The sequence below is a fragment of the Nocardia cyriacigeorgica GUH-2 genome, assembly GCF_000284035.1.
Taxonomy (GTDB): Bacteria; Actinomycetota; Actinomycetes; order Mycobacteriales; family Mycobacteriaceae; genus Nocardia; species Nocardia cyriacigeorgica_B.
The window spans coordinates 4,214,549-4,240,421 of record NC_016887.1 but is presented as its reverse complement, the minus strand read 5'-3'; the positions used below and the strand labels follow the sequence as shown (position 1 = coordinate 4,240,421).

The 25,873-nt window shown below is 68.7% G+C and carries 28 protein-coding genes; 17 read left to right on the top strand and 11 right to left on the bottom strand.

Features of this window, described 5'->3' with window-relative positions:
- Positions 1–118: 118 nt before the first annotated feature.
- Both NOCYR_RS19215 and NOCYR_RS19210 read right to left on the bottom strand, forming a co-directional pair.
- On the bottom strand, positions 119–634 hold the full coding sequence (locus NOCYR_RS19215; protein WP_014352069.1) for a DUF1990 family protein: 516 nt from the start codon (positions 632–634) through the stop codon (positions 119–121).
- A gap of 7 nt (positions 635–641) precedes the next feature.
- Entirely contained in the window at positions 642–1,190 is a 549-nt protein-coding gene (locus NOCYR_RS19210) for a M23 family metallopeptidase (RefSeq protein ID WP_048833531.1), read from the bottom strand.
- A gap of 1,022 nt (positions 1,191–2,212) precedes the next feature.
- On the opposite strand from NOCYR_RS19210, the gene rpsB reads away from it, so the two are divergent.
- From rpsB to NOCYR_RS19185, 5 genes are all read left to right on the top strand, one after another.
- Positions 2,213–3,046: a 30S ribosomal protein S2 gene (rpsB, locus tag NOCYR_RS19205; protein WP_014352066.1), complete on the top strand. Its 834-nt coding sequence runs from the start codon at positions 2,213–2,215 to the stop codon at positions 3,044–3,046.
- A gap of 96 nt (positions 3,047–3,142) precedes the next feature.
- Positions 3,143–3,967, top strand: coding sequence for a translation elongation factor Ts (gene tsf, locus NOCYR_RS19200; RefSeq protein ID WP_014352065.1), 825 nt, complete (start codon positions 3,143–3,145; stop codon positions 3,965–3,967).
- Positions 3,968–4,160: 193 nt separating this feature from the next.
- The gene (pyrH, locus tag NOCYR_RS19195; RefSeq protein WP_014352064.1) at positions 4,161–4,889 is read left to right on the top strand and encodes a UMP kinase; all 729 of its coding nucleotides are present in this window, start codon (positions 4,161–4,163) and stop codon (positions 4,887–4,889) included.
- Positions 4,890–4,940: 51 nt separating this feature from the next.
- Positions 4,941–5,498 carry a ribosome recycling factor gene (frr, locus tag NOCYR_RS19190; RefSeq protein WP_014352063.1) on the top strand — a complete coding sequence of 186 codons (558 nt, stop codon included), beginning with the start codon at positions 4,941–4,943 and terminating at the stop codon, positions 5,496–5,498.
- Positions 5,499–5,668: 170 nt separating this feature from the next.
- Complete coding sequence (locus NOCYR_RS19185; RefSeq protein ID WP_048834304.1) at positions 5,669–6,523, top strand: phosphatidate cytidylyltransferase; 855 nt, start codon at positions 5,669–5,671, stop codon at positions 6,521–6,523.
- Between the two features lie 9 nt (positions 6,524–6,532).
- On the opposite strand, the gene NOCYR_RS19180 is transcribed toward NOCYR_RS19185, so the two are convergent.
- Positions 6,533–6,862, bottom strand: coding sequence for a LapA family protein (locus NOCYR_RS19180; protein ID WP_014352061.1), 330 nt, complete (start codon positions 6,860–6,862; stop codon positions 6,533–6,535).
- Between the two features lie 123 nt (positions 6,863–6,985).
- Between NOCYR_RS19180 and rlmN the strand changes: the two genes are divergently transcribed.
- Positions 6,986–8,095 carry a 23S rRNA (adenine(2503)-C(2))-methyltransferase RlmN gene (gene rlmN / locus NOCYR_RS19175; protein ID WP_014352060.1) on the top strand — a complete coding sequence of 370 codons (1,110 nt, stop codon included), beginning with the start codon at positions 6,986–6,988 and terminating at the stop codon, positions 8,093–8,095.
- A gap of 91 nt (positions 8,096–8,186) precedes the next feature.
- Here rlmN and NOCYR_RS19170 read toward each other — a convergent pair whose 3' ends face one another.
- On the bottom strand, positions 8,187–8,471 hold the full coding sequence (locus tag NOCYR_RS19170) for a DUF2631 domain-containing protein (protein ID WP_014352059.1): 285 nt from the start codon (positions 8,469–8,471) through the stop codon (positions 8,187–8,189).
- 97 nt (positions 8,472–8,568) lie between these two features.
- Between NOCYR_RS19170 and dxr the strand changes: the two genes are divergently transcribed.
- From dxr to NOCYR_RS19145, 5 genes are all read left to right on the top strand, one after another.
- Positions 8,569–9,708: a 1-deoxy-D-xylulose-5-phosphate reductoisomerase gene (gene dxr, locus NOCYR_RS19165; protein WP_014352058.1), complete on the top strand. Its 1,140-nt coding sequence runs from the start codon at positions 8,569–8,571 to the stop codon at positions 9,706–9,708.
- 140 nt (positions 9,709–9,848) lie between these two features.
- The gene (locus NOCYR_RS19160; RefSeq protein ID WP_014352057.1) at positions 9,849–11,051 is read left to right on the top strand and encodes a M50 family metallopeptidase; all 1,203 of its coding nucleotides are present in this window, start codon (positions 9,849–9,851) and stop codon (positions 11,049–11,051) included.
- A 125-nt stretch (positions 11,052–11,176) separates the two neighbouring features.
- On the top strand, positions 11,177–12,334 hold the full coding sequence (ispG, locus tag NOCYR_RS19155) for a flavodoxin-dependent (E)-4-hydroxy-3-methylbut-2-enyl-diphosphate synthase (protein ID WP_036538309.1): 1,158 nt from the start codon (positions 11,177–11,179) through the stop codon (positions 12,332–12,334).
- Positions 12,335–12,404: 70 nt separating this feature from the next.
- Positions 12,405–13,268, top strand: a complete 864-nt coding sequence (locus NOCYR_RS19150; protein WP_014352055.1) for a GNAT family N-acetyltransferase — start codon at positions 12,405–12,407, stop codon at positions 13,266–13,268.
- 69 nt (positions 13,269–13,337) lie between these two features.
- Complete coding sequence (locus NOCYR_RS19145; RefSeq protein ID WP_014352054.1) at positions 13,338–15,125, top strand: penicillin-binding transpeptidase domain-containing protein; 1,788 nt, start codon at positions 13,338–13,340, stop codon at positions 15,123–15,125.
- On the opposite strand, the gene NOCYR_RS19140 is transcribed toward NOCYR_RS19145, so the two are convergent.
- Positions 15,085–15,387, bottom strand: a complete 303-nt coding sequence (locus NOCYR_RS19140) for a hypothetical protein (RefSeq protein WP_048833528.1) — start codon at positions 15,385–15,387, stop codon at positions 15,085–15,087. The genes NOCYR_RS19145 and NOCYR_RS19140 overlap by 41 nt on opposite strands.
- A 233-nt stretch (positions 15,388–15,620) precedes the next feature.
- Positions 15,621–16,118 (bottom strand): peroxynitrite isomerase, encoded by a 498-nt coding sequence (locus NOCYR_RS19135; protein WP_014352052.1) that lies wholly within the window; start codon positions 16,116–16,118, stop codon positions 15,621–15,623.
- 115 nt (positions 16,119–16,233) lie between these two features.
- Here NOCYR_RS19135 and NOCYR_RS19130 point away from each other — a divergent pair, with 115 nt between their 5' ends.
- Positions 16,234–17,577 (top strand): TIGR03118 family protein, encoded by a 1,344-nt coding sequence (locus tag NOCYR_RS19130; protein WP_014352051.1) that lies wholly within the window; start codon positions 16,234–16,236, stop codon positions 17,575–17,577.
- Here the strand turns inward: NOCYR_RS19130 and NOCYR_RS19125 are convergent.
- Positions 17,570–17,941, bottom strand: coding sequence for a winged helix-turn-helix transcriptional regulator (locus NOCYR_RS19125; RefSeq protein ID WP_167330488.1), 372 nt, complete (start codon positions 17,939–17,941; stop codon positions 17,570–17,572). The genes NOCYR_RS19130 and NOCYR_RS19125 overlap by 8 nt on opposite strands.
- A gap of 68 nt (positions 17,942–18,009) precedes the next feature.
- On the opposite strand from NOCYR_RS19125, the gene NOCYR_RS19120 reads away from it, so the two are divergent.
- Positions 18,010–18,771: an SDR family oxidoreductase gene (locus NOCYR_RS19120; protein ID WP_148280689.1), complete on the top strand. Its 762-nt coding sequence runs from the start codon at positions 18,010–18,012 to the stop codon at positions 18,769–18,771.
- 122 nt (positions 18,772–18,893) lie between these two features.
- Positions 18,894–19,382 (top strand): DUF4254 domain-containing protein, encoded by a 489-nt coding sequence (locus tag NOCYR_RS19115; RefSeq protein ID WP_231855964.1) that lies wholly within the window; start codon positions 18,894–18,896, stop codon positions 19,380–19,382.
- A 30-nt stretch (positions 19,383–19,412) separates the two neighbouring features.
- Here NOCYR_RS19115 and NOCYR_RS19110 read toward each other — a convergent pair whose 3' ends face one another.
- Positions 19,413–19,910: a hypothetical protein gene (locus NOCYR_RS19110; RefSeq protein WP_148280688.1), complete on the bottom strand. Its 498-nt coding sequence runs from the start codon at positions 19,908–19,910 to the stop codon at positions 19,413–19,415.
- Positions 19,911–20,375: 465 nt separating this feature from the next.
- Here NOCYR_RS19110 and NOCYR_RS19105 point away from each other — a divergent pair, with 465 nt between their 5' ends.
- Entirely contained in the window at positions 20,376–21,191 is an 816-nt protein-coding gene (locus NOCYR_RS19105) for an ABC transporter permease (protein WP_014352046.1), read from the top strand.
- A complete protein-coding gene (locus NOCYR_RS19100; RefSeq protein ID WP_014352045.1) occupies positions 21,188–22,018 on the top strand; it encodes an ABC transporter permease in 831 nt (276 codons plus the stop codon). Before NOCYR_RS19105 ends, NOCYR_RS19100 begins: the two co-directional genes overlap by 4 nt.
- Here the strand turns inward: NOCYR_RS19100 and NOCYR_RS19095 are convergent.
- From NOCYR_RS19095 to NOCYR_RS19085, 3 genes are read right to left on the bottom strand one after another with little or no spacing between them, the layout of a single operon-like run.
- The gene (locus NOCYR_RS19095; RefSeq protein WP_014352044.1) at positions 22,015–22,875 is read right to left on the bottom strand and encodes a helix-turn-helix domain-containing protein; all 861 of its coding nucleotides are present in this window, start codon (positions 22,873–22,875) and stop codon (positions 22,015–22,017) included. The genes NOCYR_RS19100 and NOCYR_RS19095 overlap by 4 nt on opposite strands.
- Positions 22,876–22,916: 41 nt before the next feature.
- Entirely contained in the window at positions 22,917–23,612 is a 696-nt protein-coding gene (locus NOCYR_RS19090) for an FMN reductase (protein WP_048833527.1), read from the bottom strand.
- Positions 23,613–23,617: 5 nt separating this feature from the next.
- Entirely contained in the window at positions 23,618–24,757 is a 1,140-nt protein-coding gene (locus NOCYR_RS19085; RefSeq protein WP_014352042.1) for an LLM class flavin-dependent oxidoreductase, read from the bottom strand.
- Between the two features lie 186 nt (positions 24,758–24,943).
- Here NOCYR_RS19085 and NOCYR_RS19080 point away from each other — a divergent pair, with 186 nt between their 5' ends.
- A complete protein-coding gene (locus tag NOCYR_RS19080) occupies positions 24,944–25,564 on the top strand; it encodes a TIGR03085 family metal-binding protein (protein WP_014352041.1) in 621 nt (206 codons plus the stop codon).
- The last annotated feature ends 309 nt before the right edge of the window (positions 25,565–25,873 follow it).

The window sequence follows — 25,873 nt, the reverse complement described above, 5'->3', positions numbered from 1 at the left end:
CCGGCATGGCAACGCATTAGAGCTCGCCGGCATGGCACTGCACCGCCGGACTAGCCGCCTCCGTATCGGCTCCCTGACCAGGCTGCCCGCAACCTCGAGCCCGACAACCCGGCCGCCGTCACCCCGAATGCGGCAGGGCAGCGATGTATCTACCTGCGACGATGCGCTGGATGAGCCGGGTCGCCGGGCCGCCGAGGCGGGTGTACCAGGTGGCGCCGCGGGAGAAGGCGGTGACGAGGCCGTGGACGCTGTCGTCGGAGGGGTCGTATTCGACCGCGAACAGTTCCTCTCCGGACTCGGGATGGCCGGGAAGGGTGCCGTAGGCGAAGCCGCGGCGGTTCGGCTCGTCGAGGACGTACACCACTCGGCATGGGGCGGTGATCGCCAGCGTGCCGAGGCCGAGGCGCACCGTGAGCAGGGTGCCCGGTTCGGCGGTCGGTGTGCTCGCGGAGTGGAAGATGCCGGTGCCGCGCTGCATGCGGTAGGCGTTGACGGCGTCGGCGGCCACATCGAACAGCGCTCGGCCGTGGCCGATGTGGCGGCGCACCGTGAACTGGTGATAGCCGTCGGGGAGCGGGCCTTTCGTGGCGCCGACCTCGGCGTAGGTGAACGGCGGATCCTCCGGGTTCTGCATGCGTCGATCATCGCCGGTGGGCCTGCTTCGGGGAAGCAGCACCCGACGGCTTCAACCGCAGCGGCCCCAGTTGCAACAGCCCCAGCGGATCCAGGTATTCGCGTCCACCGCGGCCGTTCGACTCGCGACGCAGACCCCAATGCAGACAGGCCGCGGCCGCGCAGCCTTCGTGCCCGGCCTCCAGCACCCCGATCCGACTGCCCCGCGAGACCCGGCGACCGACCGGGACTTCCGCCGTCACCGGCTCGTAGGTGGTGCGCAGCCCGCCCGCGTGGTCGACCGAGACCACTGGTTTGCCGGCGACCGAGCCCGCGAAGACCACGATCCCGTCGCCCGCCGAGAGCACGGGCTGCCCGGGCGAACCCGCGAGATCCACCCCGCGATGCCCGGGCAGCCAGTTCTGCGGCGGCTTCTCGAACCGCCGCTCCACCGCGGGCCGCGGCCGCAACGGCCAATCGAATCGCGCGGATGGCGCCGCCTCGGCCGCCGCCCCACCCGCCGCGAGCAGAAACCCGGTCAGCAGCAATGAACCGAGTCGCCCGGCTACACGTTCCATCGGCACTCATCGCGATTCGGAGGGCGTGCGTGGCAATGGCGCGGTGCGCACCAATCCGCGCAGTAACGGCCCCAGCACACAGGCCGATCCGCTGCTGAGCGCAGCACACTCGCTCGGTTGTCGGCCCTGGGCCGGCGCGGCGGCCACCTCACGGTCGGGAACCGTAGCCACGAAAAGTCCCACCAACAGCCCCAACGGCAGCAACCCCGACACCAGCCGCCGGAGTACGCGTGTGCCGCCGTACCTCCGCCACCACGAGCCTCGAAACCGGGGATCCGGCGCATGGATCCTGCCGGCTACCGGCGGGCGCCCCACAGAGCGTGGCTGAACGGCCGCAGGCGTGGTTCCGGCATCCGGCGCGTGAACGGCCAGGGTGTCGTCGCGCGTGGTGTCTCGCGTGGTTCCGGCATCGCCGGGCGCATGAACGGCCAGGGTGTCGCGCGTGGTTACGGCACCGCCGGTCGCGTGAACGGCCGCGGCGTGAGGCGTGGTTTCGGCACCGCCGGTCGCATGAACGGCCGCGACGTGAGGCGTGATTCCGGTACCGCTGGTCGCATGAACAGCCACGGTGTCAGACGTGATCGCCACATCGCCGCGCGCAGCACAGCAGCCGGCAGTGACGAGTGCACGGGAGGGATCGCAAGGAGGTGTCATGGGTCAACAGTGGCCCGGATATCGTCGGCGGAACATCCCCGATCCGGCACCTGTGGACAACCTCGGCGGTTGTGGATAAACACCCATTCACCAGGGCGATTTCAATGGTGGTGATCGACGCCGTAGACTGTTCGCGCGGTCTGTGTTTCCCATGGACCGACTTCGCGCGCCACCGTACTCGTTCGACTGGCGCTGATCGATCCGGCCGCACTTCCCCGAGAAGTGTGCCCGGTCGCGCCAGCGCAGCAATGGACGGGGAATCGTCGGCTGGTCCCGATCACGAGATCGGGTCCGGCGGTTCGGGGCGCCAGGGCAGCAGGCCGCCGGCTTGCTGCGTCAACCGGCAACGAAAGAGAGATACGAGAGCCATGGCTGTCGTAACCATGAAGCAGCTGCTCGACAGCGGCGCACACTTCGGGCACCAGACCCGCCGCTGGAACCCGAAGATGAAGCGGTTCATCTTCACCGACCGCAACGGCATCTACATCATCGACCTGCAGCAGACGCTGACCTACATCGACAAGGCCTACGAGTTCGTCAAGGAGACTGTTGCCCACGGCGGCACCGTGCTCTTCGTCGGCACCAAGAAGCAGGCCCAGGAGTCGATCGCGGCCGAGGCCACCCGCGTCGGGATGCCGTATGTCAACCAGCGCTGGCTGGGCGGCATGCTGACCAACTTCTCCACCGTGCACAAGCGCCTGCAGCGCCTCAAGGAGCTCGAGGCCATGGAGCAGACCGGTGGCTTCGAGGGTCGCACCAAGAAGGAAATCCTCATGCTCACGCGTGAGATGAACAAGCTCGACCGCACCCTCGGCGGTATCCGCGACATGCAGAAGGTGCCTTCGGCCATCTGGGTCGTCGACACCAACAAGGAGCACATCGCCGTCGGCGAGGCCCGCAAGCTGAACATCCCGGTCATCGCGATCCTGGACACCAACTGCGATCCCGACCTGGTCGACTACCCGATCCCGGGCAACGACGACGCGATCCGTTCGGCCGCGCTGCTGACCAAGGTCGTCGCCTCCGCCGTCGCCGAAGGTGTGCAGGCCCGCGCCGGCCGCGCCACCGGTGACGACAAGCCCGAGGCGGGCGCAGGCGAGCCGCTGGCCGAGTGGGAGCAGGAGCTGCTGGCGCAGGCCGCCCCCGCCGCCGAGGCCCCCGCTGCCGAGGCCGCCCAGACCGAGACCCCGGCCGAGGCCTGAGTTTCGTCACTCGCTGTTCCAGTGGTGGCCACATGGCACCGCCATAGTGGCCACCACTGCCCGGTACCTACCCTTTTCGAAGGAGGCTCGCCCCCGATGGCGAACTACACCGCCGCTGACGTGAAGCGGCTCCGGGAGCTGACCGGCTCCGGGATGATGGACTGCAAGAACGCGCTGGCCGAGACCGACGGTGATTTCGACAAGGCCGTCGAGCTGCTGCGCATCAAGGGCGCCAAGGACGTCGGCAAGCGTGCCGAGCGCACCACCGCCGAGGGCCTGGTCGTCGCCAAGGACGGCGTGATGGTCGAGATCAACTCCGAGACCGACTTCGTCGCCAAGAACGCCGAGTTCCAGGCGCTGGCCGACCAGATCGTCACCGCCGCCGCGGCCGCCAAGCCGGCCGACCTGGAGGCGCTGAAGGCGCTGGACCTGGGCGGCAAGACCGTCGACGCCGCGGTGCAGGAACTGGCCGCCAAGATCGGCGAGAAGCTGGAGCTGCGCCGGGTCGTCGCCTTCGACGGCACCGTCGCCACCTACCTGCACAAGCGGGCCTCGGACCTGCCGCCGGCCGTCGGCGTGCTGGTCGAGTACACCGGCTCCGGTGACGCCGCCGCCGAGGCCGCGCGCGCCGCCGCCATGCAGGTCGCCGCCCTCAAGGCCAAGTACGTGACCCGCGACGAGGTTCCGGCCGACATCGTGGAGAACGAGCGCCGCATCGCCGAGCAGACCGCTCGGGAGGAAGGCAAGCCCGAGGCCGCGCTGCCGAAGATCACCGAGGGCCGCGTCAACGGCTTCTTCAAGGACGTCGTCCTGCTCGAGCAGGCGTCGGTCACCGATTCGAAGAAGACCGTCAAGGCCCTGCTGGACGAGGCCGGTGTCACCGTGACCCGCTTCGCCCGGTTCGAGGTCGGCGCGAGCTAGAGCCCTCGCGCACAGAGCGAGCAGGCCCCTCGTCGCACCGATCATCCGGTCGACGGGGGGCCTTCTGCTGCCGCTCCAACCGAATGAGGCAGGATAGGGACGCTCTGCGTTGCCGACTGCCCGACGCCGCCGGGCCCGGATCCCGGGCAGGCGCCAGCCAGAAGATGCCGATCGCCGAAGGAGACCCAGACCGATGACCGACCCGGGGACCGACCGCCCAGGATATCGCCGGGTACTGCTGAAACTCGGCGGTGAGATGTTCGGCGGCGGCAAGGTGGGACTCGATCCGGACGTGGTCCAGACGGTGGCCGAGCAGATCGCCGAAATCGTCGAGACCGGCGTGCAGGTGGCCGTGGTGATCGGCGGCGGCAATTTCTTCCGCGGCGCCGAACTCGAAGAACGTGGCATGGAGCGGGCCCGCTCCGATTACATGGGCATGCTCGGCACCGTGATGAACAGCCTTGCGCTGCAGGACTTCTTGCAGAAGCAGGGTATCGACACCCGGGTGCAGACCGCGATCACCATGGGTCAGGTCGCCGAACCGTATCTGCCGTTGCGGGCCAAGCGGCATCTGGAGAAGGGCCGCGTGGTGATCTTCGGCGCCGGTATGGGTATGCCGTACTTCTCCACCGACACCACCGCGGCCCAGCGCGCGCTGGAGATCGGCGCCGACGTGGTGCTGATGGCCAAGGCCGTCGATGGCGTGTTCACCGCTGACCCACGGGTCGATCCGGCGGCGACGATGTACACCGAGATCACCCATAAAGAGGCGATCGAACGTGACCTGAAGGTCGCCGACGCCACGGCTTTCAGTCTGTGCATGGACAACCAGATGCCGATCCTGGTGTTCAATTTGTTGACCAAGGGCAATATCGCCCGGGCTGTGGCCGGTGAGAAGATCGGCACATTGGTTCGTTCCTGACCCCGCGAGCCCGCGGATCATGACGATGACGACGCTGTGGAGGAAACGGTCGTGATTGAAGAAGCGCTCTTCGACGCCGAGGAGAAGATGGAGAAGGCCGTCTCGGTGGCGAAGGACGATCTCGGCACCATCCGCACCGGTCGGGCGAACCCGGGCATGTTCTCCCGGGTCTTGGTCGACTACTACGGATCGCCTACCCCGATCACCCAGATGTCGAGTATCACCGTGCCGGAGCCCCGGATGGTGGTGATCAAGCCCTACGAGCAGGCGCAGCTGGGTGCGATCGAAACCGCGATCCGCAACTCCGATCTCGGCGTGAACCCGACCAACAACGGTGACATCCTGCGTATCTCGGTTCCGCAGCTCACCGAGGAGCGCCGTCGCGAGATGGTCAAGCAGGCCAAGTCCAAGGGTGAGGACGCCAAGGTCGCGATTCGCAATGTGCGGCGCAAGGCGATGGAGGAACTCGGTCGCATCCAGAAGGATGGCGAGGCGGGCGAGGACGAGGTCGGCCGGGCCGAGAAGGAACTCGACAAGACCACCGCCAAGTATGTCGGCCAGGTCGACGAGCTGGTCAAGCACAAGGAAGCCGAACTGCTCGAGGTCTGACCCAGATCTTGCGGGCCCGCCCGGGCGGGGGACGAAACGGAAACGACGAGTTGAGCGACGGGACAATCGTGGCCGAGAACACCGCTGCGGCCGGTGCGGCGGGACAGCAGGCACCGGACGACGGCACCTCTGATGCCGCTGCCACCGGTGCCGCGGAGACGCCGCCGAGCGTGCGCGAATCGGCCGCGCCGCAGCCCGCCGCACCCAAGTCGCGGGCCGGTCGCAACCTACCCGCGGCGCTGATCGTCGGGTTCGGTCTCGGGCTCTCGCTCATCGCGATCCTGCTGTTCGTGCCGAAGGTGTTCATCGGGGTGGCCGGCGCCGCGATCGCGGTGGCCACCTGGGAGGTCGCCAAGCGGCTGCGGGAAGCCGATGTGCTGGTGCCGCGGATCCCGTTGATCGTCGGTGGTCAGGCGGTGTTCTGGCTGGGCTGGCCGTTCGGTCCCGAAGGGGTGGCGGGCGCGTTCGCCGCCACGGCGCTGGTCTGCATGGTGTGGCGATTGTTCGATCACGGCCTGCAGACCGCGCCGCGTAACTTCCTGCGCGACACCTCGATCGCGATCTTCACCCTCGCCTGGATTCCGCTGCTCGCCGCGTTCGCGGTGCTGCTGTTGCTGGAGCCGGACGGCAACCTGCGGGTGCTGACGTTCATGATCCTGGTGGTCTGCTCCGACGTCGGCGGTTACGTCGCGGGTGTGCTGTTCGGCAGACATCCGATGGTGCCCTCGATCAGCCCGAAGAAATCGTGGGAGGGGTTCTGCGGTTCGCTGGTGTTCAGCGTCATCGGTGGCCTGCTCACCGTGACATTGCTGCTGGATGCCAACTCGATGATCGGTGTGGTGCTCGGCGTGGGCCTGGTGCTGGTGGCGACCATCGGCGATCTGATCGAATCGCAGATCAAGCGCGAACTCGGCATCAAGGACATGGGCACCCTGCTGCCGGGCCACGGCGGCATCATGGACCGGCTCGATTCGATGCTGCCCTCGGCGTTCGTCTCCTGGCTGGTGCTCAGCACCCTGCTCTGAGGCGGGCGGTCAGGGCCGTTTGGCGGCGCGGCGCAACTGCATGATCCGCACGCCGCCGACCAGCGCCATCACCAGGGCACCGGCGATCACCGACAGCAGCACCGACACCCCGAGCGGCAGCCCGAAGGTCCAGAACAGCAGGTCGACCTCGACTCGCTCCAGGTTCTGCAGGATGAAGATCATCAGCACGATCCCCAGCAGCGCGGCCACGACGAGGCCGACCCAGGTGTAGCCGGCCTTCGACTTCTCCAGCGAGCGGCGGGCGCGGGGCTTGACGACCGGTTCGGTCTGCGGGATCGGGTCCGGCTCGGGCACCTGATCAGCGGCATGGGTGGACATATATCGATCATTCCGGATAGCTATCGCCCCCGCAGGGATTTCCGGGGCCACGGCGTGCTCCGCGGGCGGTCTCGGGGGATGTGATGTGGTCGACGGCGCGCGAGATGGGACACTGGAGAAACTATGACCGTCTCCCTGCCCCTGGTTTTCGATGCCCCGCGCCGTGGAATGCCGCCGCGCCACCTGGCCGATCTGGACGCCGACGGCCGCCGCGCCGCGATGGCCGAACTCGGGCTGCCCGCTTTCCGCGCCGACCAGATCGCGCGCCAGTACTACGGGCGCCTGCAGGCCGACCCGGAGCAGATGACCGACCTGCCCGCGCCGCTGCGCGCGAAGGTCGCCGAGGCGTTGTTCCCGCCGCTGCTGACGCCGGTCAAGCATGTGGCCTGCGATGACGGCGACACCCGCAAGACGCTGTGGCGCGCCGGCGACGGCACCCTGCTGGAGAGCGTGCTCATGCGCTACCCGGACCGCGCCACGCTGTGCATCTCCAGCCAGGCGGGCTGCGGCATGGCCTGCCCGTTCTGCGCGACCGGTCAGGGCGGGCTCAACCGCAACCTGTCGACCGCCGAGATCGTCGACCAGGTGCGGGCCGCGGCCGCCGCGTTGCGCGACGGTGAGGTGCACGGCGGTCCGGGCCGGTTGTCCAACATCGTCTTCATGGGTATGGGCGAGCCGCTGGCCAACTACAAGCGAGTGGTGAACGCGGTGCGGCGGATCACCTCGCCCGCGCCGGACGGGCTGGGCATCTCCCAGCGCAATGTGGTGGTGTCGACGGTCGGGCTGGCGCCCGCCATTCGCAAGCTGGCCGATGAGGGTCTGTCGGTGACGCTCGCGGTCTCGCTGCACACCCCCGACGACGAGTTGCGGGACACGCTGGTGCCGGTGAACAACCGCTGGCCGGTCGCCGAGGTGCTCGACGCCGCCCGCTACTACGCCGACAAGACCGGCCGCCGAGTGTCGGTGGAGTACGCGCTGATTCGCGATATCAACGATCACCCGTGGCGGGCGGACATGCTGGGGGAGAAGCTGCACAAGGCGCTCGGCTCCCGCGTGCACGTCAACGTGATTCCGCTGAACCCGACTCCGGGCAGCAAGTGGGATGCCAGCCCGAAGCCGGTGGAGCAGGAATTCGTGCGCCGCGTCAACGCCAAGGGCGTGCCCTGCACGGTGCGCGATACCCGCGGTCAGGAGATCGCGGCGGCCTGTGGTCAGTTGGCGGCCGAAGGCTGAGGTTCAGCCGGACGACGAGCACAACAGTGCCCCGGCGGCCGATCCGCAGATCGAGCCACCGGGGCGCTGGTAGATCGAGGGTGCGCGCGGACTAGCGCGGCTTGCGGCGCAGGACGCTGTCGCGGATGAGGATGAAAGCCAGGCCGAGGGCCGAGGCGATGAGGAAGATGTAGCCGACGTTGCCGGTACCCGAGGACGCACCCTGCGGGCCCTCGAACAGCATGGCCAGCAGCGCGAGCACGACGATCCAGCCCGCGATCCGGAAGGCGCGCCGGGACTCGCCGCTCCAACCCCATGCGGCCGACGGAACCTCAGCGGGATCCACAGTGGTGACGGCGCGGTCACTGGTGGTGGTTTCGAGTTCCGTGGCGGCCACGATCGCTCCTCAGCTCGAGAATCGGATACTGCCCGATATCGTGGCATACGACCGGTCGTCGTAGCCAGCAGGGTGCGGTGTCCGTAAGAATGTGCGGGTGTCCGACGTCGTAAGAGTTCTCCTGCTCGGCAGCACCGGTTCCATCGGAACCCAGGCGCTGGAGGTGATCGCCGCCAACCCCGGCAAGTTCGAGGTGGTCGGCTTGGCCGCGCGTGGCGGTAACGCCGATCTGCTCGCCGCGCAGATGGCGGCCACCGGTACCACGAATGTGGCGGTCGCCGATCCGGCCGCGGCCCAGCGGCTCGGGATCGAACTCGGCGGGCCCGGTGCGGTGACCGAGCTGGTGCGCCGCACCGAGGCCGATGTGGTGCTGAACGCGCTGGTCGGTTCGCTGGGCCTGGAACCGACGCTGGCCACCCTGCAATCGGGTGCGCGACTTGCCTTGGCCAACAAGGAATCCCTGGTGGCGGGTGGCTCGCTGGTGACGAGGGCCGCGGCGCCCGGGCAGATTGTTCCGGTGGATTCGGAGCATTCGGCGCTGGCGCAATGCCTGCGTGGCGGCCGTGCCGAGGAGGTGGACCGGCTCATCCTCACCGCCTCCGGCGGGCCGTTCCGTGGCTGGAGCACCGAGATGCTGGAGGCGGTGAATCCGGCCGAGGCGAAAACCCATCCCACCTGGTCGATGGGCCCGATGAACACGCTCAATTCGGCGTCGCTGGTGAACAAGGGCCTCGAGCTGATCGAAACCCATCTGCTGTTCGGCATTCCCTACGACCGCATCGACGTCACCGTGCATCCGCAGTCGATCGTGCACTCCATGGTCACCTTCACCGACGGTTCGACCCTGGCCCAAGCCAGCCCGCCCGATATGAAGCTGCCGATCGCGCTGGCGCTCGGCTGGCCCGACCGGGTGCCCGGCGCGGCCGCGGCCTGTGACTTCTCCACCGCCACCACCTGGGAATTCGAGCCGGTGGACAACGAGGTCTTCCCCGCGGTCGAGCTGGCCCGGCAGGCCGGTACCGCGGGCGGCTGCGTGACCGCGGTGTACAACGCGGCCAACGAGGTCGCGGTGCAGGCCTTCCTGGACGGCGTGATCCGGTTCCCGGAGATCGTGCGCACCGTCGGCCTGGCCGTCGCCGCTGCCGACGACTGGCGCGCCGAACCGACCAGCCTGGAGGAAGTGCTCGCCGCCGACACCTGGGCCCGTGAGTACGCGCGGAAGCTGGTGCTGAGCTAGCCGGCGACCCACGAGCCGGAGGACGCATCCGGTCCCCGCGCGAGGCGGCCGGTACTGTGGACGCGTGCTCGCGGCCGACCCCCGGACGCGCGCGTGCCGGGAACTGACGAGCTGCGCAACGCAGGAGGGCTGTAGAGCAAATGGTGTTCGCGTTCGGTTTCGCGCTGTTCGCCCTCGGCATCACGATCTCGATCGCACTGCACGAGTGCGGGCATATGTGGGCCGCGCAGGCGACCGGGATGAAGGTGCGCCGCTACTTCATCGGCTTCGGTCCGCGCATCTTCTCCTTCCGGCGCGGTGAAACCGAGTACGGCCTCAAGGCGCTGCCGCTGGGCGGTTTCTGCGATATCGCGGGCATGACCGCCCTCGACGAACTCGAGCCCGAGGAACTGGACCGGGCGATGTATCGCCAGGCCACCTGGAAGCGGCTGGTCGTCATGTTCGGCGGCATCGCGATGAACTTCCTGCTCGGGTACGTGCTGGTGGTGGTGCTGGCCGTCGGCTGGGGCCTGCCGAACTTCAACCAGCCGCCGGCCACCGCGCTCGGCGACATGAGCTGTGTGGCCCCGCAGAAGCCGGACGGCACGCTCGCCGAATGCACCGGCACCGGCCCCGCCCAGCGCGCCGGCCTCCAGCGCGGTGACGTGGTGAAGGCCGTCAACGGCGTGGAGGTCGACACCTGGCGCGAATTCCAGACCGAGACCCAGAACCAGACCGGGCCGTTCACCTACACCATCGAACGCGACGGCGAGATCCTGACCATCCCGGTCACCCCCGAACGCGTCATCCGCTACCCCTCCGACGGCGGGCCGGGGCGCGAGGTGAGCGCGGTCGGTGTCGGCTCCGACTACTACGGGCCCGTCCAGTACAACGTGCTGGCCGCGATCCCGGCGGCGGGCGCGTTCACCGGCGATATGTTCGTGCGCACCTTCGAGTCGCTGGCCAAGATGCCGGCCAAGGTGGCCGATTTGTGGACCGCGGTCACCGGCGGCGAACGCGACCCGGAAACCCCGGTCAGCGTGTACGGCGCGAGCAAGATCGGTGGCGAGACCGCCGAGCGCGGGCTGTGGGGCCTGTTCATCCTGGTGCTGGCCAGCCTGAACTTCTTCCTCGGCGCGTTCAACCTGCTGCCGCTGCTGCCGCTGGACGGCGGGCATATCGCGGTGGTGCTGTACGAGAAGCTGCGCAACACCGTCCGTAGCTGGAAGGGGCTGGCACCGGGGGCGCCGGTCGACTATCTGAAGTTGCTGCCGGTGACCTATGTGGCGGTGGTGATCGGTGGGGCGTACATGGTGCTGACGCTGGTCGCCGACATCGTCAACCCGATCGAACTGTTCCCCTGACCAGCGCACCGGATGTTCCGGTGACGGCCGTCGCGCTGTCACGGTGGTCACACGAGAACGTCGCAGGCGCGCGACTAGACTCGCAGGCGAGTAGGCCCGAACCAGACGAAAGCAGGCAGCCGAAGGTGACCAGCACAATCGGATTGGGGATGCCGACCGCGCCCGCGGCCGTGCTGGCTCCCCGCCGCAAGACCCGTCAGCTGATGGTGGGCAACGTCGGTGTGGGTAGCGATCACCCGATCTCGGTGCAGTCGATGACGACCACCAAGACCCACGACGTCAACGCGACGTTGCAGCAGATCGCCGAGCTGACCGCGTCCGGCTGCGACATCGTGCGGGTGGCCTGTCCGCGTCAGGAAGACGCCGACGCCCTGGCCACCATCGCCCGCAAGTCGCAGATCCCGGTGATCGCCGACATCCACTTCCAGCCGCGCTACATCTTCGCCGCGATCGACGCCGGATGCGCCGCGGTGCGAGTGAACCCGGGCAATATCAAGGAATTCGACGGCCGCGTCAAGGAGGTCGCCAAGGCGGCCGGTGACGCGGGCATCCCGATCCGCATCGGCGTCAACGCCGGTTCGCTGGACAAGCGGATGCTGGAGAAGTACGGCAAGGCCACCCCCGAGGCGCTGGTCGAATCCGCGCTGTGGGAGGCGAGCCTGTTCGAGGAACACGGCTTCGGCGATATCAAGATCTCGGTCAAGCACAACGACCCGGTGATCATGGTGGAGGCCTACCGGCAGCTGGCCGCCCAGTGCGATTACCCGCTGCACCTGGGCGTCACCGAGGCAGGCCCGGCCTTCCAGGGCACCATCAAGTCCGCGGTGGCCTTCGGCGCGCTGCTCAGCGAGGGCATCGGCGACACCATCCGGGTGTCGCTGTCGGCGCCGCCGGCCGAGGAGATCAAGGTCGGCGGGCAGATCCTGCAATCGCTGAACCTGCGCCCACGCAAGCTCGAGATCGTCTCCTGCCCGTCCTGCGGGCGCGCCCAGGTCGACGTGTACACCCTCGCCAACGAGGTGACCGCCGGACTGGAGGGCATGGAGGTTCCGCTGCGGGTGGCCGTGATGGGCTGCGTCGTCAACGGTCCGGGCGAGGCGCGCGAAGCCGATCTCGGGGTGGCCTCCGGTAACGGCAAGGGCCAGATCTTCGTCAAGGGTGAGGTCATCAAGACCGTTCCGGAAGCGCAGATCGTGGAGACCCTGATCGAAGAGGCCATGCGCATCGCCGAGGAGATGGGCGAGGATGTCGGCGCTGGGGAACCGGTCGTCACCGTCGGCTGAACGCCGTACCGGACCAGGGGTTTCGGCATACCCGGGGCGCGCGGCCCCGGTTCGTGGCAGGCTGTGAGACGTGCGGAGTCTGCTGGAGCCGACGCGACGCGCGAAGAATCCTCCCGCGCGTCAGCTCGCCAAGCGGGACCTGGCGCAGGTCCTGCGAGTGCTGGATGCCGATCCGGTGGCCTGCTGTATGGTCGCGGCCCGATTGCAGGAATTCGGCATCGATACCAGCGGCGGGCAGGGCGAACTGTGGAGTCGCGGCGGGCCCGCCGAATCGTTGTGCTTCTCCGGGGTCAATCTGGTCCCGCTGCTCGGTGATCAGGAGGCGCTGCGCGCCTTCGCCGACCGTGCCCTGCGCTGGCCCCGCATCTGCTCCTCGGTCGTCGGCAGGCAAGAGCTGGCCTTGCCGCTGTGGGAGATGCTGGCCGAGCAGTGGGGCCCGGCCCGGGAACTGCGGGCCGACCAGCCGCTGCTCGCGCTGGACGAGCCGGCCGCGCCCACACCCGATCCGCAGGTGCGCCGGGTGCGGTTGGACGAACTCGACCGCTATCTCCAGGCCGCCATCGCCATGTTCATCGAAGAGGTCGGCGTCGACCCGCGTGCCGGTGACGGCGGGCGCGGCTACCGGCGCCGGGTGGCGGGCCTGATCGAATCGGGCCGGGCCTGGGCCAGGTTCGAGGACGGCCGCGTGGTGTACAAGGCCGAGGTGGGTTCGCTGTCGCGGCGTACCGGCCAGATCCAGGGCGTGTGGGTGCATCCGGATCGGCGCGGTAACGGCCTCGGCACCGCCGGAACCGCGGCCGTCGCCAATGCGGTGATCGCCTCCGGGCGCACTGCCAGCCTGTATGTCAACGACTACAACGAGATCGCGCGCAAGGCCTACCGTCGGGTGGGGTTCCGCCAGATCGCCACCTTCACCACGGTGTTGCTCGACTGAGCGGTTGCGCGGCCGAACTCCGGTGCGCCACAGGTGTTTGCCCGCCGATGGCCGTTACCATCGGTGCCGATGTCGATTCGCGTGTTCCTCCTGCTTGCCGTCGCCGCGCTCGCGGTCGCCGCATCCGGTTGCACGGCGGGCCCGCAGGGGCCTGCCGACGCCGCCGAGGCTTTCGTCAGCGCGTTCGCCGGCCAGGAGTTCGACGCGGCCGCCGAGCGCACCAGCCGGCCCGAACCGGCAAGGCAGGCACTGACTTCGGCGTGGCAGGGTTTGCAGGCCGAGCGCCTGACCGCGCAGACCGGCGCCACCCGCGTCAGCGGAGACACCGCGACCGTCGAGTACACCTACGAATGGGTGCTGCCGAAGAACCGGGTGTGGAAGTACTCCGGGAAGCTGCAGATGGCCCGCACCGATGGACGCTGGACGGTGCGCTGGACCTCGTCGAACATCCACCCCGAGCTCGGCGACACCCAGGTGATGGAGCTGCGTTCGGAGCCGGCTCCGCGGGCGCGGGTCAACGAGCAGTCCGGTAGCGATGTGCTGGTCCCGGGCAAGGTGTCGCGGGTGATCTTCCGCCTGGCCGACGCCGCCGATCCGGGCTCGGTGGCGAACGCGCTCTCGGCCGCGTTGGTCCGCTTCGAGAAAGATCTCACCGCCGCGGCGATCCTCCAGGCCGCGCGCAAGGCGGAGGGTCCGTACACCGTGGCCAAGCTGAGCGAATACGAATTCGACCAGGTCAGTATCGAACTCATCGGTCTGCCCGGGGTCACGCTGACCCAGGAGTGGGATCTGGTGCCCACCCGGCGCGAGTTCGCACCCGACCTGATGACGCAGGTCCGTCAGACCGTGATCGACGAGGTCGACGGCAAGGCGGGCTGGAGCGTCGTGCTGGAGAATGCCAATGGCGCGCAGGTCGGGGTGCTCACCGAGGTGCCCGCCCAACCCGCACCCTCGTTCTCACTCAGTGTCGACCGCAATGTGCAGAACGCCGCCCAGCACGCGGTCTCGCTGCGCACCGAACAGACCATGATGGTGGTGATCGAGCCGTCCACCGGCGCGATCCTGGCCGTGGCGCAGAACGAGGCGGCCGACCGCGACGGTCCGATCGCGACCATCGGCCAGTACCCGCCCGGTTCGGTGTTCAAGACCGTCACCGCGGCGGCGGCCATCAGCGAGGGCCTGGCCACGCCCGACACCGTGCTGCCGTGCCCGAGCCAGACCGTAATCGGCGAACGCACCATCCCCAACTACAACCTCTTCACCGTGGGCAGCGTGCCGATGGCCACCGCCTACGAGCGGTCCTGCAACACCACTTTCGCGAAGCTGGCCAGTAAGTTGCCGGCCGAGGCGCTGCACGACACGGCGGCGGCGTTCGGGATCGGCCCGGTGTACACGGTGGCCGGACTGCCGACGGCATCCGGGTCGGTGCCGCCGGCCGACGACGAGGTCCAGCGCGCCGAGGACGGAATCGGGCAGGGCCGGGTCGTGGTCAGCCCCTTCGCGATGGCGCTGGTCGCGGCCACCGTGGCCCATGGGTCGGTCCCGGTGCCGTATCTGATCGCGGGCCGGGAGACCACGATCGACGGCGAACGGCCGTCGGTGGACCCGCAGGTGATCGACGGGCTGCGGATGATGATGCGCAAGGTGGTCACCGGCGGCACCGCGGGTCGCATCGCCGACCAGGGCGAGGTGTACGGCAAGACCGGCGAAGCCGAGGTCGATGGCGGCTCACATTCGTGGTTCGTGGGTTATCGCGGCGATCTCGCGTTCGCCACCCTGCTGGTCAAGGGCGGCAGCTCCGATAACGCGGTGGCCGTTACCCGGGATATGTTCGCGGCGCTTCCGCCGGGGTACTGAGCAAGCCGTCGGCGGCCGATCCGCCGGCCGGCTGCTGGACGGCAGGGTGGTGGACCATGGCGAACAGTTCGGTCGCGGCGTCGGGGTGGATGGTCGCGTTCGGGTAACTTCGCGGGGATTCGCGGGCCGGTTGAATGTCACGGACGACGGCCGGGTGGACCGCGCCACCGGAGGCCGCGGTATCGGTGCCGAGGATTTCGACGACTCCGGCGCCGCTCAAAATCATTCCGGCGGTGATGAGGACAAGGGTGGAACGCTTCATGGCCGGCTCCCTCGAATCAGGGTGTGCGGGAAGAGCTCGTGTCGCAGCCTCGTTGCGGCAGATGAATTCGCCAGATAATGACTGAGTGTTTGCTGTTGAGGCCAACCTAAGCGCTCAGCGACACCCCAGACAAGAAAAATGTGAGCGAGCGGATAACGGACCGGGAATCGTGACCTTACCCACGGCCGATTCGTGACCGCCTCGTTATCCCGTGATCAATAACGCGGAAATATTCATGCGCGACGCAAAGTGGCTGCCAGATGATGTTGCAGCGGTTCGCCCACCGCCGCCATGCGCAGGGTGTAGTCGATGACGTCGCCGGATTGCCGAATGGAGCGGCCGAGCGCGGTCACCCTTTTCGCGGTGGTGCTGAGCCCGATATTCGTCGATTCGAATTCGATGCGAATCTCGTCGGAGGTGATCGACAGCGTGCCCTCGCAGATTTCGGTGATCCCGGTCGGATGCGCCAGGATCAGCTCGACCCGGTCCGGGCGCGGGCAGCGCAGGTATCCGGTCTCGGCGTGTAGCGGGCGGTTGTCGTCGGCGGCGCGGGTGCGTTGCCGATAGGTCAGGAATGGCCGGCCGATATGGCCGAAGTGGATTTCCTCGAGATAGTCGAACGGCTCGATCGTCGGGTACTCACCGTGTCCGTTGCCGCGCCAGGTCCCCAGCAGTGGGGCCAGCAGGGCGATATCGGGATGGGGCGCGACGGGCGGCTGGGGTTCGACCACGGCGGTCAGCTTAAACCCATGGCCCAGCTGAAGTTTCCGGGCTCCCTCGTTTCTTTACACGCTAAGGTGAGCGACGCCTGATGGGTGAGGGGCTGTGTTGTCGGAAGGGACAAGAATGCTGTACGGACACCGGGCCGATTCCGGTAAGTGGCGCTCGCGCACGAACCTGCTGCGGGTGTCGGCACTCGGCGCCGCGGTCGTGGTCGCCGCGGCCTGCTCGCAGGCCGATTCCGGGAGCGAGGAGATCGCGCTGGACGGTAACCGGTACGTCGTCACCGCGCTGGCCTCGGCCGACGACGGCGCGCACGCCGCGGTCACCGTGTCCGAGCTGGTGAACGCGTGGGGCTTCGCCGATCGCGCGGGCGGCCACTTCCTCGTCGGCGCCGGCGGCAAGGCCTTCGGTTTCCTCGGCGATGTGCGCAAGGCGGCGAAACCGGAGCTGCGCACGCTGTCCCAGGACGGATTCGTGGCCATGACCGTGCCCGGCGCCGACTCCGATACCTCGGACAAGAGCGCGGGGACCGTCACCGGTGTGGTGGCGAATCCGGCGCCGCCGAACTCCGACGCGTTCGTGGTGCGCGACCAGCCCGTGCCGTTCGAAGGGGTGCCGCCGCTGCTGCTGACCGGTTCGGCGCGCAACATCATCGCCACCGATTCGGGCCGGCTCGCCGCCTGGACCGATGTGGCGCCCGACGGTGCCGTCATTCGTCACGATGGCCCGGCCAATCTGGTCTTCGACGGCTCAGCGCAGCAGATGGCGTTCTACGGCATCGCGCTGGCGCCGTCCGGTGACAAACTGCTGGCCGCCGATTTCGGGGCCGAACCGCAGGTGCGCACCTTCGACAAGAACTGGCAGCTGGTGGCCACCTCCGGGTTCGCCAATCCGTTCGCCACCGGCGAGGCCGTCGACGCGGACAAGCCCGAACTCGGCCGCAAGGCGGTTCCGGGCGATCCCGCGCCGTTCAATATCACCACCATCGGTGACCGGGTGTTCGTCTCCTACGCGGTGACCAGGCCCGATTCCGATGACGCCGAGAAGTTCGCGGCGGGCGAGCGCGCGGTGGCCGACGCGGACGCCGAAAGCGCCGCCGCGGGCAAGCCGGGCAAGGGCAAGGTCGCCGAGTTCGCCGCCGACGGCTCGCTGGTGCGCATCCTCGACGACGGCGGCAGGCTCAACGCGCCGTGGGCGGTGACGGTGACCCCGTCCACCTTCGGCCCGCTCAGCGGCAAATTGCTGATCGGCAACACCGCGGGCGCCGGGCACATCCTCGCCTACGACGACACCACCGGCGAGTTCGTCGACTATGTCCGCGATACCGCGGGTGCGCCACTGTCGGTGCCGGGCCTGCGTGGACTCGAATTCGGTGACGGTGCCGCACTCGGTGACGCCGACGCGCTCTACCTGACCGCCGCGCCGACGCCGAAGACCGCGCACTTCTCCAGCATTCGCCTCAAGTGAGCGGTCCACCGGACGGAGCTTCGGTTCCGTCCGGTACTGCCGGGCGCCGGCGTTCGGCCCAGCTCCACAGCGATTCCAAGGCCTCGCCGAGTTCGACGCCCGCGTCGGTGAGCTCGTAGGTCTTGTCCGCGTTCTTGATCACCAGACCCGCGGCCTGCAACTGCTGCAACCGCGTCGACAACATGCTCGACGAGCAATTGCCCATGCGCCTGCGCAGTTCCAGGAACCCGAGCGTGCCCGGTTCCAACTCCCAGATCACCCGCAGCATCCATCGCTGACCGAGCAGGTCCATGACGGCCAGCATCGGCGCATGGGTCGAATCGTGCTGTCCGCGTGGCGGCGTCGGCTCACTTGCGCTTCTCATTTAGAACCAGCATAGTGATTCTAAATCAGAAGCATGGAGCCGGGCGGCGTGGACGAAAGGTGTGCCGGGTGGGCGAATCCGAGGGGCAAGCGAGGCGCACAGTCGTGATCACGGGCGCGTCCCGGGGGATCGGCGCCGAGACCGCCCGGGTGCTGGCGGCCGGTGGCGATCACGTCGTCATCAACTACCGCGAGAAGCGCAAACGGGCCGACACCCTCGCCGCCGAGATCATCGCCGCCGGCGGTGCGGCCTCGACCGTGGGCGCCGATATCTGCGACGAAGCCTCCGCCCAGGCGATGATCGAGGAGGTCGTGCGGCAGCACGGGCAGCTGGATGTGCTGGTGCTCAACGCCTCCGGCGGCCTCGAGCGCGGGGCGGCGCCGGATTATCCGATGCGCATCAATCGGGACGCGCAACAGCGTCTGGTGCGGCTGGCCCTGCCGCAGATGCCCGCCGGTTCCCGGATCGTGTTCGTCACCAGTCATCAAGCGCATTTCCACGGGCGCAAACCGGTTCCGGCCGACTACGAGCCGATCGCGGCCAGCAAGCGGGCCGGGGAGGACGCGCTGCGGGCGATGATCCCGGAGCTCGCCGAGCATGGAGTCCGGCTGCTGGTGGTGTCGGGGGACATGATCGACGGCACCATTATCGTGCGGCTGCTGGAGCGGCGCGATCCCGGTGCGGTGACGGCGCGCCGCGATCAGGCCGAGCTGCCGACGATCGCGGAGTTCGCGGCGGCGGTCGCGGCGGCGGCGTCGAGCACCGCGGAATCCGGGACCACCACCTATGTTGGCGGCCCGGACTACCTGGCCGAGCGCGAATCCGCCTGAAATCGCCGGGCGAAACCGGCGAATCGGGCAGCTCAGCGCTCGGCGCCACCGAGAGTTGCGGAAAACGGTGACGGCTGCCGGGAAGTGGTGGACGCTATCGGGGTGAACGGTGCAGCGACTCCGTGGCAGCGGCGCGGGCCGGTGCCAGGCTCGCTGCTGCGTCGCGGGCGCGCGAGGTGGTGGCGGTGATCCCGAGCAAGGAACTGGTGCTCGCCGCCTGCCGCGGGCTGCCGCACGCCGATCATCCGATGCTCGACGCCGCGGGCGAGCTGACCCAGCTGCACGAACAGCGTGAGCGCACCCCGGTGAGCGCGCTGGCCAAACTGGACCGGCGGCGCGGGCAGCTGGTGCGGGCGATCGACCGCTGGGTGACGCTGGCGACGCCGATTCCGCACGGTTCGGCCAGACTGCATTCGGAGACCGTCGGCAGCATCATCGACCGGATGGCGCAGCTGACCGTGCACGCCTTCGTGGCCTCGGCACACGCGCCCGACACCGTCTACTACGACGCCTGGGTGCGGCTGCACGAAGTAGCCGACAGCTATCAGGACCTGATCATCGAATTGCTCGACGGCAACCGCAGACTCCCCGACGCCGCGGGGGAGTGGTAAGCGCGCGGAGCAGCGGAATTCCGGGGCAGGCTACCGGCCGCGGCCGAACAACCGGAACGAGCGTTCCTTGCGGCGGGGCAGCGTCGCGTACACCATGGTCATCTCCGCGAACACGCCCGCGTCGCGTTCGCGTTCCGGGCCGAAATCGTCGCGGCCGAGCACGTGCGCCACCGCACCGGGCGACATCGCCGACACCACCGCGGCCAAGTCCGGGGACAGTTCCGCAGCGGGCCCGTCCAGATCGCCGTGCCCGAGCAGCATATGGCCGACGGCGTGCAACACGATGTGCTCGGCATTGCGGCCCGAGGCCGCCGCGTCGTAGACGATGATGTCGTCGTATTTGCGCGCGATCCACAACCCGTTGCCGCCGCAACCGATATCGGCCAGCGCCGACCGATGCACCGGCTGGAGCGACAGCGGCCTGCTCCGGTACGCGGCCACCTGAGCGAGGTAGGCGTTCAGGTCCCACGGGTGCGGTAGCGGTACCGTCCGCGCCGCCTCACCCAACCGGGCTTCCATGCTGTTCATCGTCGAATACGTTACCGACCCGGAGTTGTCTCGTCACCTTCGTGACCGCCGTGCGAAGCGACCGCGGGACGCCCGCGCTCGGCATCGAAACCGCTGGGCAGAAGTCGATTTCGAGCGTTGCCCTGGCGACGCCGAAGTTCGGACGCCGGCCACGAAACGCATCACCGTGCCCGCAGGCCCGCCATCGACGGCACCGTCGCGCAGGTCGGCCGGCCACAGGCGCGGTCACCGTCGATTCACGCTGAGAGTCCGCAGCACAGTAATCGTCTGGCTGGTGTCTTCTACCCGTTGACGGCGATCACCAGCCCGGTGGCGTCGTGATCGATCATCGCGGATTCCCAGCCTCGTGGGGTGGGCATCGACCCCCCTCATGCGGGAGCGCGGACCACACCGTGCGCCCGAAGTGATGGCCGCGAGCGCGCGACCGGAGGACGATGAACGAATGTCGTGCCAAGGACCGTGCCGGTGAGCGCGCCACCCGGCATCCGGACGGCGGCGCATCCGGGCGCCGTGCGGCAATGGTGGGTGCTCAGCCGGCGGTTGATCCGTCCGGCCTGGCGCAATGGCGAGTTGCTGACGGCGGTGCTGGCGCCGACGGTGTTCACCCTCGGCTTCTACGTCCCGCTGAATCTGGTGATGAGCTTCTATGGTCACGGCCTCAGCAGCTACGCGCAGTTCCTGATGCCGATGATCGTGATGCAGTCGGTGGCCTTCTGCGCGGGCTCGGCCGCACTGCGGGCGGCCACCGATGCCCGCGACGGCCTCGACGCCCGGTTCGGCTCGATGCCGATCGCCGCGACGGTGCCGCTGGCCGCGCGGATGACCGCGGCGCTGTACCGCACGGCGGTGTCGCTGGCCGCGGCGGTGGTGTGCGGCACGGTGATCGGGTTCCGGTTCTACGGCAGCTGGTGGCACACCGTCGGTTTCCTCGTGCTGGCCCTGCTGATCGCGACGGCGTTCGCGCTGGGCGCGGACTGGCTGGGCCGGCTGACCCGCAACCCGGAGGCGACCACGCAGTTCCTGGTGTTGCCGCAACTGATCCTCGGCATGGTGTCCACCGGTTTCGCACCGGCCGAACAATTCCCGTCCTGGATCCAGGGATTCGCCACCTACCAGCCGATCTCGCGGTTCATCGACGCGCTGCGGGCGCTGGCCGGTGATTCCACGGGCAATGCGGGTGCGGTGGACTGGCCGATCATGGGGCCCGCGCTGGCCTGGGTGTGCGGGCTGATGGTGGTATTCGGAGCGCTGGCCGTCGCGGAATCGGTGCGCAGGCGATGACCACCGCGCCGGACCAGACCCGGGTGCACGAACTGCCGGTGGTCACCGGCAGCACCGAGACGCTGCGCCGGGTGATGCCGCAAACGCTGATCCAGACCAAGCGGCTGCTGCTGCGCTGGTGGCGTGATCCGTTGACGCTCATGCAGTCGCTGCTGTTCCCGGCCCTGCTGCTGGTGATGTTGCAGACTGTGCTCGGACGCCAGATCACGGCGTTCTCCGGTGCCAGCGCGCTCTACGGTTCGGTGCCGATGGTCGCGCTGGTCGCGGTGATGTCGGGTTCGCTGGCCGGTGCGATCACCCTCGGCCGCGAACGCGACGCCGGATTGCTGGCCCGGTTCTGGGTGCTGCCGGTGCACCGGGCCTCCGGGCTCGCGGCGCGGATCGTGGCCGAGGGCGTGCGGATTCTCACCTGCACGGTGGTGCTGTTCACGGTGGGTGTGGTGCTGGGGTTCCGGTTCGAGCAGGGCTTCGCCGCGGCGGTGGCGTTGCTGGGGGTGCCGCTGGTGTTCGGGCTCGCCTTCGCCACGGTGGTCACCACGGTCGCGGTGTTCGGCGCGAGAACAGCGGTGGTGGAGGCGATCTCGCTGGGCTCGTCGATGATGATGTTCTTCAGCACCGGTTTCGTGCCATTGGCCGCCTACCCCGGCTGGGCGCGGCCGATCGTGGAGTACCAGCCGATGAGCCATGCCATCAACGCGATGCGCGGACTGTCGCTGGGTGGACCGGTGCGCGAACCGCTGCTGGCGACGCTGGCCTGGTCGGTGGGCGCGATTGTGGTGTTCGCGGTACCCGCGGCCCTCGGCTACCGCCGGGCCAGCCGCCGCTAACTCAGCTCACTGGCCGCCTCGGAGATCAGGGCCGCCGAATCGCGCGGACTCAACGCCATGGCGCGCAGCTGATCGAAGATGACGCCGAAGCGCCGGATCTCGTTGTGCCCCTCGATGAGCGCATCGCCTGCGATACCCTCCACGTACACCAGTTCCGGATCGGCGGGGTCGTGGAAGTCCAGCAGGGTGAACGCCCCGGCCATCCCGGGATGTGCGCCGGCGTCGAACGGCAGGATCTGCAAGATCACGTTCTTCTTCAGCACCTCTTCCAGCAGCCGGTGCAGCTGCCCGCGCATGATCTCCGGCCCGCCGACCACGCGCCGGATCGCCGCCTCGTCCAGCACCACCCACAATTCCAGCGGGTCGTCCTTGGTGAGCACCGCGGCGCGGTCCATCCGGGCGCGGGCCCGGCGTTCCATGATCGCGGCGTCGACCTTGGGCATGGTCGTGTCGATCACCGCCAGCGCGTACTGCTCGGTTTGCAGTAGGCCGGGCACATAGGAGGTCTGGTAGTGCCGAGCCGACAGCGCCACGGACTCGAAATTGATATACGCGGCATAGACCTCGGTGAGGCTGGCCTCGTACGGCCGTGACATGCCGGGCTTCTGGGCGTCGCTGAGCAGTTCCAGCGCGTCCTTGCGACGCGCCTCGTCGACGCCGTACAGATCGAGCATCGTCAGCAGGGTGCGCCGTTGCGGCCGCGCCTGCGCGCGCTCGATCCGATACAGCGTGGTGACATTGATCCCGGTCTTGGCGCTGACCTCTTCCTTGGTGAGATTCGCCTGCTCGCGCATCTCCGACAGCAGCACCGACAGCCGCCGCAGGCCCGCGGTGAGGATCGTGCGCTTGCCCGCCATGCCAACCCCTTCGCCGATACCGGATGCGTATTGCCTCGAATCTACGACGTCGGAGGCGGTTCCACGAGCGTATGGCCGGGATTGGCGGGCTTGCCGGTATGTCCGGCCAGCAACTGGGCGAACGGGGTCGGCGCGGCGAGCGTATTGCCCGAGTGGCGTTGCCTGCGTGGCTGCTCCGGCACGAATCCGGCGACAGCGTTCTGTTCGGCGACGACCAGCGTCGCGAATTCCGCGGCCGCCCGCCGTACCCGCTCGGCCAGCCCGGCCGACCCGAAATCCTCGGTGGCGGCGAAGATTCCGGTGGGCGCCACCACGGCCCGCAGGTAGGTGAACAGCGGCCGCATCGCGTGGTCGAGCACCAGCGAATGCCGCGGTGTGCCCGCGGTGGCCGCGATCAGCACCGGCATCGCGTTCAGCGATTCCGGATCGAGCAGGTCGATGAACATCTTGAACAGGCCGCTGTAGCTCGCGGCGAAGACCGGCGTGACGGCGATGACGCCGTCGGCGGCCGACACCTTCTCCTTGACGTCGGCGACCGCCGCGGTCGGCAGACCGCCGGTGATCGTCGTCGTCGCCAATTCGGTGGCCAGCTCACGCAGTTCGACCACCTCGAATTCGACGGCCTCACCGCGGGCTGTCACCGCCGCCGACACGGCATCGGCCAACTGATCGGCCAGCAGCCGGGTCGACGACGGCTGCGACAGCCCCGCCGTGAGCACCACTACTCGACGTGTCATCGCTGTTACTCCTCACTCGCGGCGGCGAGCACGCGTGCGCGGGCGGGCTCGACCAGGTGATGCGGCGCCTGCGGACCGGCGGCCACCAGGCTCGCGTGGGTGGGCGGGTCGCTGGGCACGTGCGCGGGACGGCGCGCCTCGAACTCCCGGCGCAGCGTGGGGACCACCTCGCGGCCCAGGATGTCGATCTGTTCGAGCACCACCTCGAGCGGCAGCCCGGCGTGGTCGAGCAGGAACAGCTGCCGCTGGTAGTCGCCGACATTGTCGGCGAAGCCGAGCGTCCGCTCGATCACCTGTTCCGGGGTGCCCACCGTCAGCGGCGTCAGTTCGGTGAACTCCTCCAGCGACGGGCCGTGCCCGTAGACCGGCGCGTTGTCGAAGTAGGGGCGGAAGAACTTCTTGGCCGCGGCCTCGGTCTCGGCCATGAACACCTGACCGCCCAGCCCGACGATGGCCTGGTCGGCGCCGCCGTGCCCGTAATGCTCGAAGCGCTGCCGGTACAGCCCGACCATCTGCGCGGTGTGTTCTTTGTTCCAGAAGATGTTGTTGTGGAAGAAGCCGTCGCCGTAGTAGGCGGCCTGCTCGGCGATCTCCGGGGACCGGATCGAGCCGTGCCAGACGAACGGCGGGGTCTGATCCAGCGGGGCGGGGGTCGAGGTGTAGCCCTGCAGCGGGGTGCGGAACTTGCCCTGCCAGTCGACCTTGGGTTCGCGCCACAGGGTACGCAGCAGGTGGTAGTTCTCCACCGCCAACGCGATGCCGTCGCGGATGTCCTTGCCGAACCACGGGTAGACCGGCCCGGTGTTGCCGCGGCCCAGCATCAGATCCACCCGGCCGTCGGCCAGGTGTTGCAGCATCGCGTAGTCCTCGGCGATCTTCACCGGATCGTTGGTGGTGATCAGGGTGGTCGCGGTGGACAGCTGGAGCGTGCTGGTGCGGGCGGCGACGTAGCCGAGCATCGTCGTCGGCGAGGACGGGACGAAGGGCGGATTGTGGTGCTCACCGGTGGCGAAGATGTCGAGCCCGGCCGCCTCGGCCCGCAGCGCGATCGCCACCATGGCCTTGATCCGCTCGGCCTCGGTCGGGGCGCGGCCGGTGGTGGGGTCGACGGTGACGTCCCCGACGCTGAAGATTCCGAACTGCACGATGCCTCCTTCTCTCGTCCACACTCAGTTGGTGGACATGGCAACCAAGGGAACGCGACGGGTCACCGGGCTATTCCCGGGCGATCTTCGCCGCGCTGTTATCGGCCGCCCTGCACCTGCGATCGCCCTTCCAGGGGCCGAAAAGACGGCCCCGGTGGGCCGATCGTCCGGTGTTAGGGTCGACAGATGAGCATGGCTCGCCGCGAACGACAGGCCCTGGTCGAGGCGATGATCGCCGCCGGCCCCGAGGCGCCGACCCTGTGTGGGGAATGGGCCGTCCGAGATCTCGCCGCCCACCTGGTGGTCCGGGAACGCCGCCCGGACGCCGCACCCGGCATCCTGATCGACCGCTTCGCCGGCTACCTCGACCGTGTTCAGGCTATGGCCGCTCAGCGCCCGTTCGCGGACTTGCTCGAGCAGGTGCGCACCGGCCCGCCCTGGTGGTCGCCGCTACGCCCGGTCGACGCCCTGGTGAACCTGTCGGAGATGTTCATCCACCACGAGGACGTCCGCCGAGCCGGCAACGAATGGGACCCGCGCGAGCTCCCCGCCGCCGACCAGGACCGGCTCTGGAAACTACTCACCCGCACCGCCCGCATGTCCTACCGCAACTGCCCGGTCGGCGTGGTCCTGCGCACCCCCGACGGACGCACGCTCACCGCCCGCACGGGCACCGACGAGGTCGTCCTGCACGGCGAACCCGCCGAACTCCTGCTACACGCCTTCGGTCGCGACCGCGTGCGGATCGAGGCGACCGGCGAGGCTATCGCCGTCGAAGCGGCGTTGAGTTGTGATCGGAGTGTGTGAGCGCGGATCGCAGTCGCTCGTGTGGGGGAAGCTCCGGTTCGGACGGTGCGGCGTCGGCTGACGATCGTCGCGTCCGGGCAGGTGGCTCCGTGACGCGGAGATGAACATCGGTGAGATTCGCCGAAGCCGTTGGTTTGCAGGGAATCTCGCAGTTGCCGGAACGTTCCTGCTGGTCCCGCTCGGCTACTGCTCAGTAGCCGAACCGAGTGCGCGTAGATCGGTGCAGACCGCCCCTTGTGGGGAGGGATTTGTGGCACAATACGTTTCGTGTCTCAGCCCGGCCATAGCAACCCTGGAGCACCAGCGGTG